This is a genomic window from Neofamilia massiliensis, from assembly GCF_001299475.1.
Lineage (GTDB): Bacteria > Bacillota > Clostridia > Tissierellales > Peptoniphilaceae > Neofamilia > Neofamilia massiliensis.
On record NZ_CYUJ01000003.1, the window covers coordinates 404,302 to 418,626 of the forward strand.

At 31.7% G+C, this 14,325-nt stretch carries 17 protein-coding genes; 5 read left to right on the forward strand and 12 right to left on the reverse strand.

All coding sequences use genetic code 11. From position 1 onward, the window contains the following. On the reverse strand, window positions 1-522 hold the full coding sequence (locus BN2667_RS06440; RefSeq protein ID WP_054252509.1) for a nitroreductase family protein: 522 nt from the start codon (window positions 520-522) through the stop codon (window positions 1-3). 169 nt (window positions 523-691) lie between these two features. Between BN2667_RS06440 and BN2667_RS06445 the strand changes: the two genes are divergently transcribed. Together BN2667_RS06445 and BN2667_RS06450 are read left to right on the forward strand one after the other, a co-directional pair. Continuing rightward, window positions 692-1,261 (forward strand): xanthine phosphoribosyltransferase, encoded by a 570-nt coding sequence (locus tag BN2667_RS06445; protein WP_054252510.1) that lies wholly within the window; start codon window positions 692-694, stop codon window positions 1,259-1,261. A 17-nt stretch (window positions 1,262-1,278) separates the two neighbouring features. Further along, window positions 1,279-1,599, forward strand: coding sequence for a heavy metal-binding domain-containing protein (locus tag BN2667_RS06450; protein WP_054252511.1), 321 nt, complete (start codon window positions 1,279-1,281; stop codon window positions 1,597-1,599). A gap of 72 nt (window positions 1,600-1,671) precedes the next feature. On the opposite strand, the gene BN2667_RS06455 is transcribed toward BN2667_RS06450, so the two are convergent. Beyond that, entirely contained in the window at window positions 1,672-3,084 is a 1,413-nt protein-coding gene (locus BN2667_RS06455; RefSeq protein ID WP_054252512.1) for an alanine/glycine:cation symporter family protein, read from the reverse strand. A gap of 296 nt (window positions 3,085-3,380) precedes the next feature. Between BN2667_RS06455 and BN2667_RS06460 the strand changes: the two genes are divergently transcribed. Both BN2667_RS06460 and BN2667_RS09260 read left to right on the forward strand, forming a co-directional pair. Beyond that, a complete protein-coding gene (locus tag BN2667_RS06460) occupies window positions 3,381-4,295 on the forward strand; it encodes an ISL3 family transposase (protein ID WP_054252513.1) in 915 nt (304 codons plus the stop codon). A gap of 130 nt (window positions 4,296-4,425) precedes the next feature. Next, window positions 4,426-4,686 carry a transposase gene (locus tag BN2667_RS09260; protein WP_054252514.1) on the forward strand — a complete coding sequence of 87 codons (261 nt, stop codon included), beginning with the start codon at window positions 4,426-4,428 and terminating at the stop codon, window positions 4,684-4,686. A gap of 58 nt (window positions 4,687-4,744) precedes the next feature. Here the strand turns inward: BN2667_RS09260 and pepF are convergent, their stop codons facing one another. The 10 genes from pepF to BN2667_RS06515 form a co-directional block, all read right to left on the reverse strand. Continuing rightward, on the reverse strand, window positions 4,745-6,487 hold the full coding sequence (pepF, locus tag BN2667_RS06470) for an oligoendopeptidase F (RefSeq protein WP_054252515.1): 1,743 nt from the start codon (window positions 6,485-6,487) through the stop codon (window positions 4,745-4,747). Between the two features lie 708 nt (window positions 6,488-7,195). After that, on the reverse strand, window positions 7,196-7,753 hold the full coding sequence (locus BN2667_RS06475) for a hypothetical protein (RefSeq protein WP_054252516.1): 558 nt from the start codon (window positions 7,751-7,753) through the stop codon (window positions 7,196-7,198). 13 nt (window positions 7,754-7,766) lie between these two features. After that, window positions 7,767-8,276, reverse strand: coding sequence for a YtxH domain-containing protein (locus BN2667_RS06480; protein WP_054252517.1), 510 nt, complete (start codon window positions 8,274-8,276; stop codon window positions 7,767-7,769). Between the two features lie 191 nt (window positions 8,277-8,467). After that, window positions 8,468-9,019 carry a DUF6648 family protein gene (locus BN2667_RS06485; protein WP_054252518.1) on the reverse strand — a complete coding sequence of 184 codons (552 nt, stop codon included), beginning with the start codon at window positions 9,017-9,019 and terminating at the stop codon, window positions 8,468-8,470. Window positions 9,020-9,160: 141 nt separating this feature from the next. Next, a complete protein-coding gene (locus BN2667_RS06490; protein ID WP_054252519.1) occupies window positions 9,161-9,583 on the reverse strand; it encodes a P-loop NTPase family protein in 423 nt (140 codons plus the stop codon). A gap of 105 nt (window positions 9,584-9,688) precedes the next feature. After that, a complete protein-coding gene (gene mnmL / locus BN2667_RS06495) occupies window positions 9,689-10,603 on the reverse strand; it encodes a tRNA modification radical SAM protein MnmL/YtqA (RefSeq protein ID WP_054252520.1) in 915 nt (304 codons plus the stop codon). Beyond that, entirely contained in the window at window positions 10,603-11,052 is a 450-nt protein-coding gene (locus BN2667_RS06500; protein WP_054252521.1) for a peroxiredoxin, read from the reverse strand. Before BN2667_RS06500 ends, mnmL begins: the two co-directional genes overlap by 1 nt. 65 nt (window positions 11,053-11,117) lie before the next feature. Beyond that, window positions 11,118-11,477 carry a DUF1292 domain-containing protein gene (locus BN2667_RS06505; RefSeq protein WP_075967901.1) on the reverse strand — a complete coding sequence of 120 codons (360 nt, stop codon included), beginning with the start codon at window positions 11,475-11,477 and terminating at the stop codon, window positions 11,118-11,120. A 60-nt stretch (window positions 11,478-11,537) separates the two neighbouring features. Further along, window positions 11,538-12,893, reverse strand: a complete 1,356-nt coding sequence (locus BN2667_RS06510; protein WP_054252522.1) for a GTP pyrophosphokinase — start codon at window positions 12,891-12,893, stop codon at window positions 11,538-11,540. A 74-nt stretch (window positions 12,894-12,967) separates the two neighbouring features. Further along, window positions 12,968-13,363 (reverse strand): RrF2 family transcriptional regulator, encoded by a 396-nt coding sequence (locus BN2667_RS06515; RefSeq protein WP_054252523.1) that lies wholly within the window; start codon window positions 13,361-13,363, stop codon window positions 12,968-12,970. A 247-nt stretch (window positions 13,364-13,610) separates the two neighbouring features. On the opposite strand from BN2667_RS06515, the gene BN2667_RS06520 reads away from it, so the two are divergent. Next, a complete protein-coding gene (locus tag BN2667_RS06520) occupies window positions 13,611-14,258 on the forward strand; it encodes a 50S ribosomal protein L25 (protein ID WP_054252524.1) in 648 nt (215 codons plus the stop codon). Window positions 14,259-14,325 lie beyond the last annotated feature (67 nt).

Here is a 14,325-nt window from a genome sequence, read left to right on the forward strand (position 1 = left end):
TTATTTATATCTATCAAAATGAACCTTACTTTCAAAGTCTGCAGGTTCTTTATCATCTTTTTCTTCTCCAATATGACCTAGGACTAGCATTTGGCATATTGCAAATTTTTCTGGAATATTAAAGGTCTGTCTTAAATACTCTTCTGAATCTTTAATAGATGGAGTAGACCTTTCTCTTAAGTGGATCCAACAAGAACCTAGACCAAGTTCAGAAATTTTTTCTTGCATAAGAAAGGAGACAATAGCTGAGTCTTCTATATAAGTTTGAGACTTTTCCTTGTCTGTCAAGACTAAAATAAGATGAGAGCCCTTGTCTTCAAAAACTGGCTGATCTTTTTTAGCTAGAGCTGCCTTTTTCATATCCTCTGGGTCTGATAAAACTAAAAATTCCCAAGGAGTTTTCCCCATGCCTGATGGAGCATAAAGGGCTGCCTCTATAATTTCTCTTATCTGATCATCTGTAACTTTTTCGTCTGTAAATTTTCTAATTGATCTTCTCTTTTTTAATAAATCTTCTAACATAGTCCACCTCTTTTTATTTTCCACTTTTACTATATCATATTATACCACAAGACCTAAGCTTTATTATTTATATTAGAAATAAATTGTTTACAAAGTCAGTGTTGAATTCTCTTCCCTTTTAGTCTATAATGTAAAGACTAAAAAATAAGTATAAAAAGGAAGTGGAAAGTTGAAATACTTAGATGAAAAAATCCTTAAAGACGGCAAGGTATTAGATGGCAATATAATTGTAGTCGATAGCTTTTTAAACCACCAAGTTGATGTAGAGGTTTTAGAAGCCATGGCCCTAGATGCCAAAGAGTATTTTAAAGATACTGAAATTAATAAGATTCTAACTATTGAGTCATCAGGAATTGCTATTGCAGCAATATTTGCCAGGGTTTTTAAAGTTCCCTTTGTTTTTGCAAAAAAATCTTCGTCCAGAAACTTAGACAAGGACAAGTATGTGACAATGGTAAAATCTTTTACCTACAAAACTGAATACCCTGTTGCAGTTGCCAAGAGATTTTTAAATGAAGGAGACAAGGTTTTAATAGTAGACGACTTCCTTGCAGAAGGAAATGCTGCCTATGGTTTAATTGACCTATGTAAACAAGCTGGAGCTGATGTTGCTGGCATTAACATAGCCATTGAAAAGGCCTTCCAAAATGGGGGCAAAAATCTTCGAGCTGACGGCTACAAACTTTACAGCCAATCAATTATTGATAGGTTTGAAGACGGCCAAGTTATTTTTAGATAAAATTAGGAGGAAGACTTATGATTATTACTACCACACCTACAATAGAAGGCAGAGAAATTTTAGAATACAAGGGCCTGGTCTTTGGCGAAGTTATAACAGGAGTTAACTTTATAAAAGACTTTGGTGCAGGCCTTAGAGATATTTTTGGCGGCAGAAGTGAAGGCTACGAAGAAGAGCTAATTGATGCTAGAAACGAAGCCCTTGCAGAGTTAAAGATGAGAGCAGAAAGAATTGGAGCTGATGCAGTTGTTGGCGCAAAAATGGACTACGAAGTTTTAGGCCAAGCTGGTTCTATGTTAATGGTTACAATTTCTGGAACTGCTGTTAGCCTAAAATAAAAATTTAATTTAAATTAAAGCATATTAAAAGACCATCCCTGATAAAGAGATGGTCTTATTTTTAATTAAAAACTATTTCCAATAATCTAACTTGCTGTCGTCCATGCCAATTTCTTTAGCTACAAACACTGGATTTTGTCCAGCTTTTCTTTGTTTAGTATAGTCAAATAGACACTTAGTAGCAATACCACCTAGGACTAAAATACAAGGTAGGTTAATAAAGGCCATAACTCCCATTAGTAAGTCTGATAGGTCCCAAACAAATCCAATGTCTTGGCCTGCGCCTATAAATATTAAAATAGCGCAAATAATTCTATAGATATTTTGGAAGTTTTTAGTTGGAACTTTTTTGTTAATGTAGGCAATGTTAGAGTCTACATAATAAAGGTTTCCTACTAAAGTTGAGAATCCAAATAGAACTAATGAAATAGATATAAAGTAGTATCCAAAGTTTCCAAATAGAGTTGAAAGCGCTTCTTGGATATAAGGAGCTCCGTTAAGTTCTGCTACAGGTTCAACACCTGAAGAAAGTCCCATAAAGGCAGTTGCTGTACAGATAATAATTGTATCTAAGAAAACTGAAAACATTTGAACTAAACCTTGCTTTGCAGGGTGAGATACATCAGCTGCAGCTGCTGCGTTAGGAGCAGAACCAATACCAGCTTCATTTGAATATAGACCTCTCTTAACACCTTGGATCATTGATGAACCAGCAAGTCCACCAAAGATTGCCTTAAAGTTAAAAGCGTCTGAGAAAATTTTTCCAAATATTGATGGAATGGCTGTGATATTAGTTATAATCATAATAAGAGATGCAATTACATAAATAACTCCCATGAAAGGAACTACTTTTTCAGTAATTTTTATAATTCTCCTACCACCACCAAGAATAGTTACTGCAGTTAAAATAGCTAAGATAGCTCCAATAATCCATGGAGTTACATTTTCATCATAAAAACTATAACCTGCAAATGATGATTGGATGTTAAAGGCTGCTAGCATATTAAAGCCAACTGCGTAACAAGTAATAAGTGAAATTGCAAAAATAATAGCAAGTGGTCTAGATTTTAAACCTGCTTCAATATAATAAGCTGGTCCACCATAAGAGTTACCTTCGTCGTCTCTTTTCTTATAAACTTGGGCAAGAGTTGATTCTATAAAGGCAGAAGCTCCACCAATTATAGCAACAATCCACATCCAAAATACTGCACCATAACCACCTAGGCAAAGAGCTGATGAAACACCAACTATGTTTCCAGTTCCAACTCTTGATGCTGTTGAAACCATTAGGGCTTGGAAAGATGATACTCCACCTTCCTTGTCTGGCGCTTCTCTAAGTACTCTCCAAGTTTCACCAAATTGTGAAAGTTGAACATTTTTGGTCTTAAAAGTAAAATAAAGACCAACTCCAAGTAGCATGATTATAAGTATTGGATAATACAAATAACCATTAATAACATTAATAATTCCGTGCAATGCTTCCATAATACATTTCCCTCCTTTTGATTATGAAAAAAAAATAATTTCTTAGGAAACAAAATATAAAAGTAAAACGTTTCCTTATTAACATTTTACACCTAATTTTCATAAAGTCAAATTTAAATGCAATTAAAAAAAAGAAGCCATCTTTCAGGCTTCTAAAATTTTCGGTTCTATACTAAATAGTGTTGATGGAAATATCCATTGACACTATTTTTTAGTTTTTAGTGTAAAAAAATAGACATAACTTACACTTTCTCCTAAAATATAGTCATCATCAATCTAATAAGGAGTGGTTTGTTATGTCTATTAATCTTAATTCTATCAGAGATATCTTAAATATTAAAGATGATAATATTATTTTTTCTGATAATTTTTATCTTAAGAAGAAGTTTAGGTATGTTGATTCTCATTTTTTCTTTGCTTCTTTGTCTTATGTGCCTTCTTTCTGTCCTTGTTGTGGGGCTATAAATTCTTCTAATTCTATTGTTAAGAATGGTTTTAAGTCTTCTAGGATTAGGCTTCTTCCTATTTCTAATTTGCCTGCTTTTTTGGTTTTGAAGAAACAAAGGTTTTTGTGTAGGGATTGTGGTTCTTCTTTTATGGCTGAGTCGTCTTTTGTGGATCCTTATTGTAATTTGTCTAATGATCTTAAAAAGGCTATCTTAATTGATTTAATGGAGGTTTATTCTCTTAAGTCTATTGCTAGAAGATGGCATGTTTCTCCTTCTACTGTTTTAAGGGTTTTGAATTCTGTGCCGCCTCTTAAGAATGATTTTTCTTCTCTTCCTGAGTTTATTTGTATGGATGAGTTTAAGTCGGTTAAGAGTGTTGATTTTAATATGAGTTTTATTTTTATGGATGCTGTTTCTAGAAGGGTTATTGATATTTTGCCTGATAGAAGAATTCATAGGCTTATTTCTTATTTTCAAAGGTATCCTATCGAGGTTAGAAGAAGGGTTAAGGGAGTTGTTATTGATATGTATGAGCCTTATATTACTCTTATTCAGTCTGTTTTTCCTAATGCCGTGATTATTTTTGATAGGTTTCATATTGTTCAAAATCTTACTCGGGCTTTGGATAGGACTAGGATTTCTGTTATGAATGGTTTTGCTCGTGATTCTCAGGAATACAAGGTTTTAAAGAGATATTGGAAGTTGTTTTTATTAAATGAGTTTGAGTTTAAATACTGGTCGTTGATAGTATCCTTATTTTAAAAATTTTATTAGTCAGGCTTCTATTGTTTCTTTTATTCTCGATATTGATCCTGTTTTCGATCAGTCTTACCGGTGTTTTCTTGCTATTTTAGCTTCTATTATTCTTTCTCCTACTTATATTCTTTCTTCTTTGTTTGATAGAAAGCTTGATTCTAGGGTTTCTCATTATGTTAATGTTGCAATTGAAACTTGTAGGAGGTATGAGGAGTTTATTTTAAATGCTTGTAGATACAAGCTTTCTAATGGCCCATTAGAAGGAAAAATCAACAAGATTAAGCTTATTAAGAGAAATGCTTTTGGTCATAGAAATTTCTATAACTACAAGAAAAGAATAATTTTGGTCTTTGAAAAGTTTCGGTATATTGAAAATGGCCCAGACATTTCTGTCTGAGCCATTTGATAGTTATTTTTCTCTTCATCAACACTATTTGACAAAGAACCAAATTTTCTTATAATAATTTTTCTAATTCATTAACTTGGGCTTCAAATACTTTCATGGCCTTAACTAAGGTTTCTTCTTTAGAAATATCAGCACCTGCTGCTCTTAGTTGGTCTAGTGGGAAGTTTCTTCCTCCATCTTTTAAGAAGTTTAGATAGGCTTCTAGTTTGTCTTTGTCACCAGATAGTATATTTTCAGAAAGACTTACTGCAGTTGAAAATCCTGTTGCATATTTATATACATAGAAGTTTCTGTAGAAGTGAGGGATTCTCGCCCATTCAAATTCTATGTCCTTGTCAGAAATTACAGCGTCGCCATAATATTCTTTGTTTAGGTCATAATAAATTTCGTTAAAGTTTTCTGCAGTTAGAACTTCTCCTCTTTCAACAGCTTCGTGGGTCTTCTTTTCAAACTCTGCAAACATTGTTTGTCTAAAGACTGTTGACTTAAAGCTATCTACATAGTGGTTGACTAAATAAAGTTTTTCTTCTTCGCTTTCAGCCTTGTCAATTAAATAGTTTAATAATAAAAGCTCATTTGTTGTTGAAGCAACTTCTGCAACAAATATTGTATAAGAAGAGTTTATAAAGACATTGTTCTTCTTAGAAAAATATGAGTGCATAGAGTGGCCAAGTTCGTGAGCTAAAGTAAACATTGAATCAAGGTTTTCGTTATAGTTCATTAGGATATATGGTTCTGAGTCATAAGATCCTGAAGAATAAGCTCCTGATCTCTTGCCATCTTTTGGATAAACGTCAATCCAGTTAGATTCAAAACCTTCTTTTAAAATAGAAATATATTCATCTCCAAGTGGTTTTAAGGCTTCAAGAATTGTCTCCTTGGCTTCTTCGTAAGGAATTTTCTTATCGAAGTTTGAAATCATTGGTAGATAAACATCATACATGTGTTGGTCTTCAAGGCCCATGTATTCTTTTTTAATTTTATAGTATTTGTGAAGGACTGGTAGGTAGTCGTGAATAACTTTTATTAAAGTATCATAAACTCCTACATCAACATTGTCTTCATAAAGTTCCATTTGTCTAGCTGAGTCAAATTTTTTAAGTTCAGCCATAGTTGTAAGACCTTTTACGTTGTTAAATTGTAGAGATGCAATTGTGTTTTCTGCTCCCCTTAAAGTCTTATAATATTTTTCAAAGGCTTCTTTTCTAACTTTAACATCCTTATTTAGAAGATGTGGAATGTAGTTGGCTTCAGTTAGTTTTTCGCCAGTTGTTTCTAATGTTGGAAATTCCATATCAGCATTTCTAAGTAAAGTGTAGGCTTCTCCTGGAGCTCCAGCTAAAAATGATAAAGATCCAATTGCCTTTTCTTCTTCAGCAGATAAGGTGTGGTCCTTGTATCTTAAAATCCTAGAAAAATAAATTTCATAGTCTTCTAACTTGTTTTCTTTTATTAAGCTTGCAATTTCATCTTCAGATAAAGTTAATAAATAAGGTTTAAAACCTGCTATAGCTGTTTCAAAGTCGTCATAAAGTGAAAATGCCTTCATTTGCATTTTTTGTCCGCTGGAATTTTTTGTGTTTTCGTCAAATTTCATGTGGGCAAAGGTAGCAAGATTATCAAGACCTCTTGCAGTCTTCATAGTTAGTGGAAAAAATTCTTTAAAGTTTTTTCCATAATCTTCTGTAAGACTTTTAATCTTTTTAACATCAGCTGCTAAAGTTTCGTAGCTTTCGTTAAAAGCATTTTCGTCCTTGTACATTTTACTTAAATCCCAATTATATTTGTCCATTTTTACCTCCGTTTTTTATACTCTATTTTAATATATACCTATTATAAAGATATTTAATTAGAAAATCCAAAAGTTTTTTAAAAAAGATTTTTCTATGACTTTAAAATTTGAAATTGTTTGCAAGAATCTTTTTGTTTTTTAGTCTCAATGATAATCGTTTTCACATTTTCATAATTTATGACCTTTTTGTTTCATTGGAATAAAATTATTGTACTACCAGTTCAATCTCTGTTAAATACTGCCTTAATGCTTAATCATTTTTGTATTTTTTTGAATAAAATAAGAGAATTGTTAAAATTATATGAAAAGTGAAATAAATCTTTCAAAAACCCTTGATTTTTTCCCTGACTCATCTTATACTGTATATGAAGTCAAAAAGAAGTCCTAAACATATTTAATTCTACATTTATATTACATATATTTATAGAAGGGGGCTGAATAAAATGACATGTTTAAAGAAAAGAATAGAAAAAATTAGAAGGAACCAAGAACAAGCAAAAAGAACTTCTGACATGCTTGTTGTAAGACAACAATTTAATGTAAATAGATAATCTATTGTCCTATCTAATAAAAAAAATAATTGCATCAATTTACAATTCCATTATTGTAAATACAAATACGGATTTCAAGTTTTCTTGAAGTCCTTTTTTTGTTTTAATTTAATAATTTGCAAATAAAAAAGACCTAGAAAAAATCTAGGTCCCTATCTTATCTTCTTCCAAAAAGTATTCTTCGTATTTCCTCGAAAAAATCTTTAAAGATATATACATAGTCAAAGAAATTATCTCTACCCCTGTTTACGAAAGTTGACATATCAAGTAGGTTGTCAGCTAGAGAGTGGACTGAGTACTGAACATTTTCAGCTGTGTCTTCAGCTTTTCCAACTAAATTGCTGGCTTTATTGGTGATTCTGTTTACATCACCCATACTTACATTTACTGAGCGGACAATTCCAGTTACATCATCCATAGAATTGTTTATTGAATGAACAATTCCATTAATGTCTGCTTTCGAATCTACAACTATGTTATTTACATCTGCTAGTATATTAGATGCCTTGTCTGTTACATCTCTAACGTCATCCATTAATTTAGGCATACCATCTACTACATAATTAATTTGTGTTTTTTTATCGTCTACTAGGCCATTAAGATCTTTAACTAGTTTTCTCAAAGAAATTAGTAAGGCTGCAAAGGATACTAAAACAACTAAACCAGCTATACCTAAAATTACTAAAAATACTTGGTTAATGTTTATTGTAATCATTAGTTAGCTCCTATTATTTTGTTACTTTTTCTTTAAATTCCTTTACGTCTTTTTTTACTTCTTTATTTTCTTCTTTTAGATCTTTTTTTAAGTCTTTACTAGCTTCTTTTACTTCTTTGCCTTTTTCTTTTGCTTCTTTAGCTTTTTCTTCTGCTTTCTTTTCTAATTCTTCTTTCTTTTCTTCGATTTCGTCGCCAACTTCTTCAGCCTTGTCTTTTGCCTTGTCAGCAAATTCATGAGCCTTTTCTACACCTTGGTCAACATATTCGTTTGTTTTATCTGAAATTCTTTCTACAGTTTTTTGTGCTGCGTGTTTAGCTTCTAGGCTTCTAATATAAAGTTCGTCTGCTATATCTTGAGCTCCTTCAGCTATATCTTTTCTAGTTTCTTTGCCTGATTTTGGAGCAAATAAAACTCCTGCTGCTGCACCAACTAAGGCTGCAAATGTTCCAGATATAACTACCTTTCCAACTTGTTCTCTAAATTGTTTTCTACGTCTTTCTTCATAAATTTCTCTTAACATAATTAAAACCTCCATTTTTTTCTTACTATACTATTACCCTATGTTTTTAATCATAATCATCAATCAAATTCAGTTTAAAAATTTCATTATTATAGAAGCATAAGTGCTTTAAAAACTTTTAATCTCGATTTTCTAAAGAAATACTTTGAAGAAAATTAAAATAAAAAAGAGATGAAAAAAAAATCATCTCTCTAATAAACTTCATTTATATAATTTGAAATAACAGACTGGTGCCTGCCTTCAACAAAGACTCCAGCCTTTCTTAATTCTTCTAGTAGCCACTCTGCTTTTGAATGAAAAACTGCTTGTTCAAAATTATTAAGTACAATTTCATAAAGTTTTCCCTTTAGGCTATTAGACTTAGTTTCAACAAAGTAAGCTTCAACGCCTTCATAATTTAAAAACTTAATAAGTTTAAAAGAAGAAAGGTCCTTAAGGTGATAAAAGTGGTAACACTTGTTCATATAAGAATTCCTATCTCTTTTATAGTTTTTAGAATATCTCAACTCACTAGCCATAGTTTTATAGTACTTGGCTAAAGAGTTGTAATATTGGTAGTTAAATAATCCCTTTTCAAAACTGTCTATTTTTACAAAAGGTTTTATTGGAGTTTTTCTAATAGCATCATAGTTAAGTTCTAAAAACTCTCTTTTGCTAATAGCATTGTTTTCGTACATCTGAATTAAGAAGGACCTGTTTTCGAAAAATTTATCAAAGGCATTTTGCCTTCTTAAGTCTTTCAAAACATTTACCTCCTAAAATAGATGAGCTACAACTGGAATTACTGCTGTAACTACCATCAGTACAGCTAAGACAATCCAAACTATTCTGTGATTTTTTCTTTTGTTACTCATTTTTTCACCTTCAATCTTTCTTTAAATATTTTATAAAGAAGCCTCTACACAGTGTTCTCTTAATGACTCAGGCATTTCTTCTGTTAGTTTGTCAAGGTTAATAAAAATTTCAGTTTCTCTTTCATCAGAAATTTTATTTAAATCATTGAAAATTCTAACTAGTTCTTCATCTTTAAAGTCTACAATTTTGTAGGCTGAGTCTACATAGATCTTTTCTAGGTCATAGTCCATAGCCATTAGGCCACAAAGAAAACCATATAGGGAAGCAACTGATTTAATTGTGTATTCAGTTACATTAATTAGTCTAACATTATAATCTAGTGAAAAAATATGGTCGTCATCTACATCTATAAAGGCAATGTTTCCATTTCCAGCCTTGTATTCTGTATTAGCACTATCAATAAGCCATTTTGTTTTTCCTGAGCCTTTAGCTCCTGTAATAAATTTAATCATAAACATACATCCTTTCTTATATTAAATATTTTGCAATATTTGAATATACTTCCATATTACCATTATACCAAATTTACTAATAATTGCATTAGTTTTTAGATATTTTTAAAATTTACAAAGTTTTCCCTGGTAGAGATTATTATCTTCCATATAAGAAATAATTTCATCTTGGACCTTCCACCAAGAAGTTGACCAATTTGAAAAAACAGATTCTTCTTCTGGAATTCTAGACAAAAGTCTCTGGATAGCAATATCTTTATCTAAATAGGCCAAAAAGCCTGCCACTGTTTTAATATAATCTTCCTTAGACCTAAGGATAAAGTCTCCTCTCTTATACATTTCAGCCATTTTAGTTCCCTGAGCCAGATAAAGGGAGTGAAGCTTTATTTCATCCACCTTTAAAATAGATAAAATATTTGCCGCTTCAATTGCATCTTCCATATCATCCCAAGGCAGGTTTAAAATCAAATGAGTACAAACTCTTAAATTTCTCTTTTTAGTTCTCAAAACAGCATCTAGAAAATCTGAAAGACTGTGGCCCCTATTTATTTTTTCTAGGGTCTTGTTGTTAACAGTTTGGAGGCCGTATTCTAAGGTGATCATATATTGGTCCTTAAGGCCTTCTAAATAATCTAAAAATTCTTCGCCTATACAATCAGGCCTAGTTGAAATAGATATTCCAACAATGTCGGAAACTTCTCTAACCTCTTCTATATTTTTTATAAAATCATCTAAGGATAGGTAGGTATTAGTAAAGGATTGAAAATAGGCTATAAATTTTTTGGCCCCGTATCTTGAGCCAATATAGGATTTATTTTTTTCTAATTGGTCTTTAATAGACAAAGTGGCTTCAAGGTTTTCGTGAGAGCCGCCAGTTTCTGAACAGAAAATACAGCCTCCCCTGCCTACTTTTCCATCTCTATTAGGACAGGTAAGGGGAAGTTTTATTGGCAGTTTATAAACTTTTTCCCCATACTTGTCTTTTAAAAAATCCGAATACTTGTAATAAAGTCTTTCCATTAGGCTTCTAGAGATTTAATAAAGTCTAAGACTTCTTTGGCATGGCCTGGAGCCTTAACATCTCTAAACTCTTTTATTAAATTTGAATCTTCGTCAAAGACTAAGGTAGATCTTATAGTTTTAATAACGTCCTTACCATACATCTTTGCTTCCTTTAAAATTCCATATTGGTCAGCAAGCTCTCTGTCCTTGTCAATTAATAATTCATAGGGAATATCATATTTATTTGAAAAATTGTCATGGCTTTTTTTAGAATCTCTAGAAACTCCAACAATTTCAGTATTTAAATCTTGAAAGTTCTTATAAAGTTCAGTAAACTCTTGGGCTTCGATTGTACAACCTGAAGTGTTATCCTTTGGATAAAAATATAAAACCAATTTTTTCCCCTTAAAAGAATCTAGGGAAACTTCGTCTCTTTTATTGCTTGCCAAATTAAAGTTATAGTCCATAGTCTCTTCCTCCTTGAATCTTTAGATAAAAAAAGAGGACTCACCAAGTAAGCCTCTTTTAGTTTTTATTCTTCGTCTTCGAAAAATTCTCTTTCAAATACTTCGTTAACCTTGTTAAATTCTTCTTCTGTTTCAATAATGTCTAGAAGTGGTTCGCCGTCTACATCTTCGTCATATCTGTAGATGTAAATTTCTTCTTCAAGGTCTCCTTCTTCGCCTTCGTCTGTTGGAACTACTAGGGCAATGTAGTTTTGATCTTCTACATCAAAAAATCCTAGAATTCCACATTCTACTTCTTCATCTTCACCATCTTCGCCTTCAAAGGTCAAATAGATTGTATCTAGTTCTATTCCATCTTCAAATTCGTGGTCGTGGTTGTGGTCGTGGTTTTCGCAACCACATGAGCATTTATCTTTGTCTGTCATTTTACAAACCTCCTGTTTTTTATTATTAATTTTACCATTTCTAAAAGATATTTTCATTACTTATTTTGGGGACCTAAAAGAAAGAATTCCCCTTCTAATATCTTCTTTATTTGCTTGCCATTCTTCATAACTAACTATACCCAACAAATAGGCCTTTAAATTACTAGTTAGAGAATTTAAAGTAAGGTCGTCTAGGTTTTCAACTTCAGCATCTTTTATAAAGGAATCAATTACAGAGTCTAATAAAAATTCTTTGATTTCTATAAATTCAAAAGGCTTATAAAAATTAGATTCTTCAACTACCTGGCTACAAATTCTGTCGAACTTTTGTAAAAGATACATAGAAAACTTTTCTACAATTTTTCCTGGATCATTTATATCCTCAATATCTAAAATTATTTTAAAGAAAATATTCCACTTAAAGTCCTTATTTATAACTTCAATAATAGCCTGGCCCAACTTTTCAGCCCTTGGATCTTTAAAGTCTATATGATCTTCTAAGACAATAGTCTGCCCAAAATCTTGGTCGCGGTTTTTGGTATTAGAAAGTTTTCCTAAAATATCTAAAAAGTTTTTTGCAATTTGGCTCTTGCCATCTTCTCCATCTCTAATAAAAATATAGTCTACAATTAAATCGACAATACTTCTAAAGTCTACAACAAAACCAAGTTGCTTTCTTATTTTGTGGAAATAAACATCGTAGGTCATTTTCTTTAAGACGTCTTTTATCTGTTCAATTTGGTCGCTGTCGCTAAGGCCTAAATTAAAGACGTGATAATAAACAACCCTTAGTTGCTTGTCAATTAGTGTTAGATTTTCTTTAATAGATCCCATTATGTCCTTAATAAAGGATTCAGACACAATGTAGTTGTAGTTTTTATAGAGAATTCTATGTTCAATATCTCCCCAAAAATTATTTACCAAAGACTTTATTTGCAATTCAAAATTATAGACCTTGTGGTTGTTATAAAAGTGGCCGTCAATTTTATAAATTTCAAAGCCGTTTTTTTGAAATTGTGGTTGAGGCTCATTTAGTTTTATAGAAATATTGGTGTTTTTCTTACAAGAATAATAGCCGCCTCCCACATTTATGTTGAATTTTTCTAAGAGTTTGCTGTAAACCTTTTCCTCATCAGGAATAAACCTACATTCAATTCTAATTCCAATTAAGTCTGAAATTTGTCCAATTAAGTCCTTTACATTGTCTACGTCTTTATAAATATTATTTCTTAAAATTTTTTCCTTGACGCTTGCTGGAGATTTTACCCTAGAGTTTACATTAAGTATATAGTCGTCATCTTTAAAAAGCTCTTCCATTAGGTCTACAATTTCTAGCCTAGCCTGGTCAAGGTCGCCATAGTTTTTTGTAATATCATCCATAGCCTGGTCTACAAAGTTAATAATATCTAGTTTCATACACATCCTCCACTGACCTTATACCCAAAAAATATTTTTTTAGAACACGCTCTTATTATAAATTTAAAGCTAAGTTATAGTTCAGATAATTTTATTGAAGCAGTAACTTCAGAAAAACCATTTTCAATTCTATCTAAAATATTTTTCATCCTACAGTTTTTCCCTTCTACGCAGTCAGTTTCAGATACTCCATCGCAGCAAGAAAATTCAGGTTCTCCTTCAAGGGAAACTAAAATATCTTCAATGCTAATGTCTTCAGGACTTCTAGCAAGTTCATAGCCCCCTTGAGCTCCTCTAATAGACTTTACTAGTCCACGTTTTTTCATAAGAGAAAAAAGTTGTTCCAAGTAGGCTTCTGAAATATTTTTTTCTCCTGCTATATAAGAAACTGAAACAGGTCCTCTTCCATATTTATCTTTTAAAACTTCCATGGCCATTAGTCCATAACGGCCCTTTGTTGATAATTTCATTTTACCTCCGAAAATTCCAAGTAAATTACTATGCTTTAATAATACCGTTTACTAGGATAAAAATCAATGTAAAAAGTTTTTCTCTAAGATTTTTCTTTAGAATTTAAAGAAATTTCCTTTCTATACTTGGCATTTTCATCTAACTAGCATATAATAGATAATTAGGGATTGAATGTGAATTTTTCAATTAAAAAATGGGTACATTTAATACATGAATTTTAAGAGAAAATAATATAGGAGGAAAATTATGTATAAGTTAAACGCAGAAACAAGAGACCTTAACAACAAGGCAAAAAAATTAAGACGTGAAGGTTATGTTCCAGCAACAATTTATGGAAAAAACCTTGAAGAACCAATTTATATACAAATAAAAGATTCTGATGTCTTTACTTTTAGAAACAAATTATCAAAGGGTGGAATATTAACAGTAGCAGTAGGATCTGACAACCACGATGTTCTATTTAAAGAAGAGTCACTTTCACCAGTTAGCCACAGTGTAGAACACATTGAGTTCCAAGCCCTAACAAAAGGTGAAGCTATGAACACAGTTTGTAGAGTTGTTCTTAGAAACGAAGACAAGAACAAAAACATTCTTCACCTACACGTTGATGAAATTCCATACTCAGCAGAACCAAGATTCTTCGAATCTGAAGTTGTAATTGATGTAGACGGATTAGAAGGTGGAACTGCAATTACTCTAGCTGATTTAGATATAGCTAATGACGAAAACAAAAAAGTTTCACTTCCACTAGATACAGTTATCTTAGCAGTAGAAGAACCAGTTGTTCTTACTGACGAAGAAATTGAAGCTATGGAAGCTCAAGACACTGAAACTTCAGCTGAACCAGAAGTAATTGGTGACGACGAAGAAGAAGCAGAAACTGACGAAGAATAATTTTAAAATTTTTAGGGCCTTTAGGGCCCTTTTTTGTTTGTAATTCTATTTTTAAGCATTAAAAAAG

Bases quoted from the DNA above. Each gene is read 5' to 3' on its own strand.
- BN2667_RS06440 (WP_054252509.1), bottom strand. From the start codon at position 522: ATGTTAGAAGATTTATTAAAAAAGAGAAGATCAATTAGAAAATTTACA.
- BN2667_RS06450 (WP_054252511.1), top strand. From the start codon at position 1,279: ATGATTATTACTACCACACCTACAATAGAAGGCAGAGAAATTTTAGAA.
- BN2667_RS06455 (WP_054252512.1), bottom strand. From the start codon at position 3,084: ATGGAAGCATTGCACGGAATTATTAATGTTATTAATGGTTATTTGTAT.
- BN2667_RS06460 (WP_054252513.1), top strand. From the start codon at position 3,381: ATGTCTATTAATCTTAATTCTATCAGAGATATCTTAAATATTAAAGAT.
- pepF (WP_054252515.1), bottom strand. From the start codon at position 6,487: ATGGACAAATATAATTGGGATTTAAGTAAAATGTACAAGGACGAAAAT.
- BN2667_RS06475 (WP_054252516.1), bottom strand. From the start codon at position 7,753: ATGATTACAATAAACATTAACCAAGTATTTTTAGTAATTTTAGGTATA.
- BN2667_RS06480 (WP_054252517.1), bottom strand. From the start codon at position 8,276: ATGTTAAGAGAAATTTATGAAGAAAGACGTAGAAAACAATTTAGAGAA.
- BN2667_RS06490 (WP_054252519.1), bottom strand. From the start codon at position 9,583: ATGATTAAATTTATTACAGGAGCTAAAGGCTCAGGAAAAACAAAATGG.
- mnmL (WP_054252520.1), bottom strand. From the start codon at position 10,603: ATGGAAAGACTTTATTACAAGTATTCGGATTTTTTAAAAGACAAGTAT.
- BN2667_RS06500 (WP_054252521.1), bottom strand. From the start codon at position 11,052: ATGGACTATAACTTTAATTTGGCAAGCAATAAAAGAGACGAAGTTTCC.
- BN2667_RS06505 (WP_075967901.1), bottom strand. From the start codon at position 11,477: ATGACAGACAAAGATAAATGCTCATGTGGTTGCGAAAACCACGACCAC.
- BN2667_RS06510 (WP_054252522.1), bottom strand. From the start codon at position 12,893: ATGAAACTAGATATTATTAACTTTGTAGACCAGGCTATGGATGATATT.
- BN2667_RS06515 (WP_054252523.1), bottom strand. From the start codon at position 13,363: ATGAAATTATCAACAAAGGGCCGTTATGGACTAATGGCCATGGAAGTT.
- BN2667_RS06520 (WP_054252524.1), top strand. From the start codon at position 13,611: ATGTATAAGTTAAACGCAGAAACAAGAGACCTTAACAACAAGGCAAAA.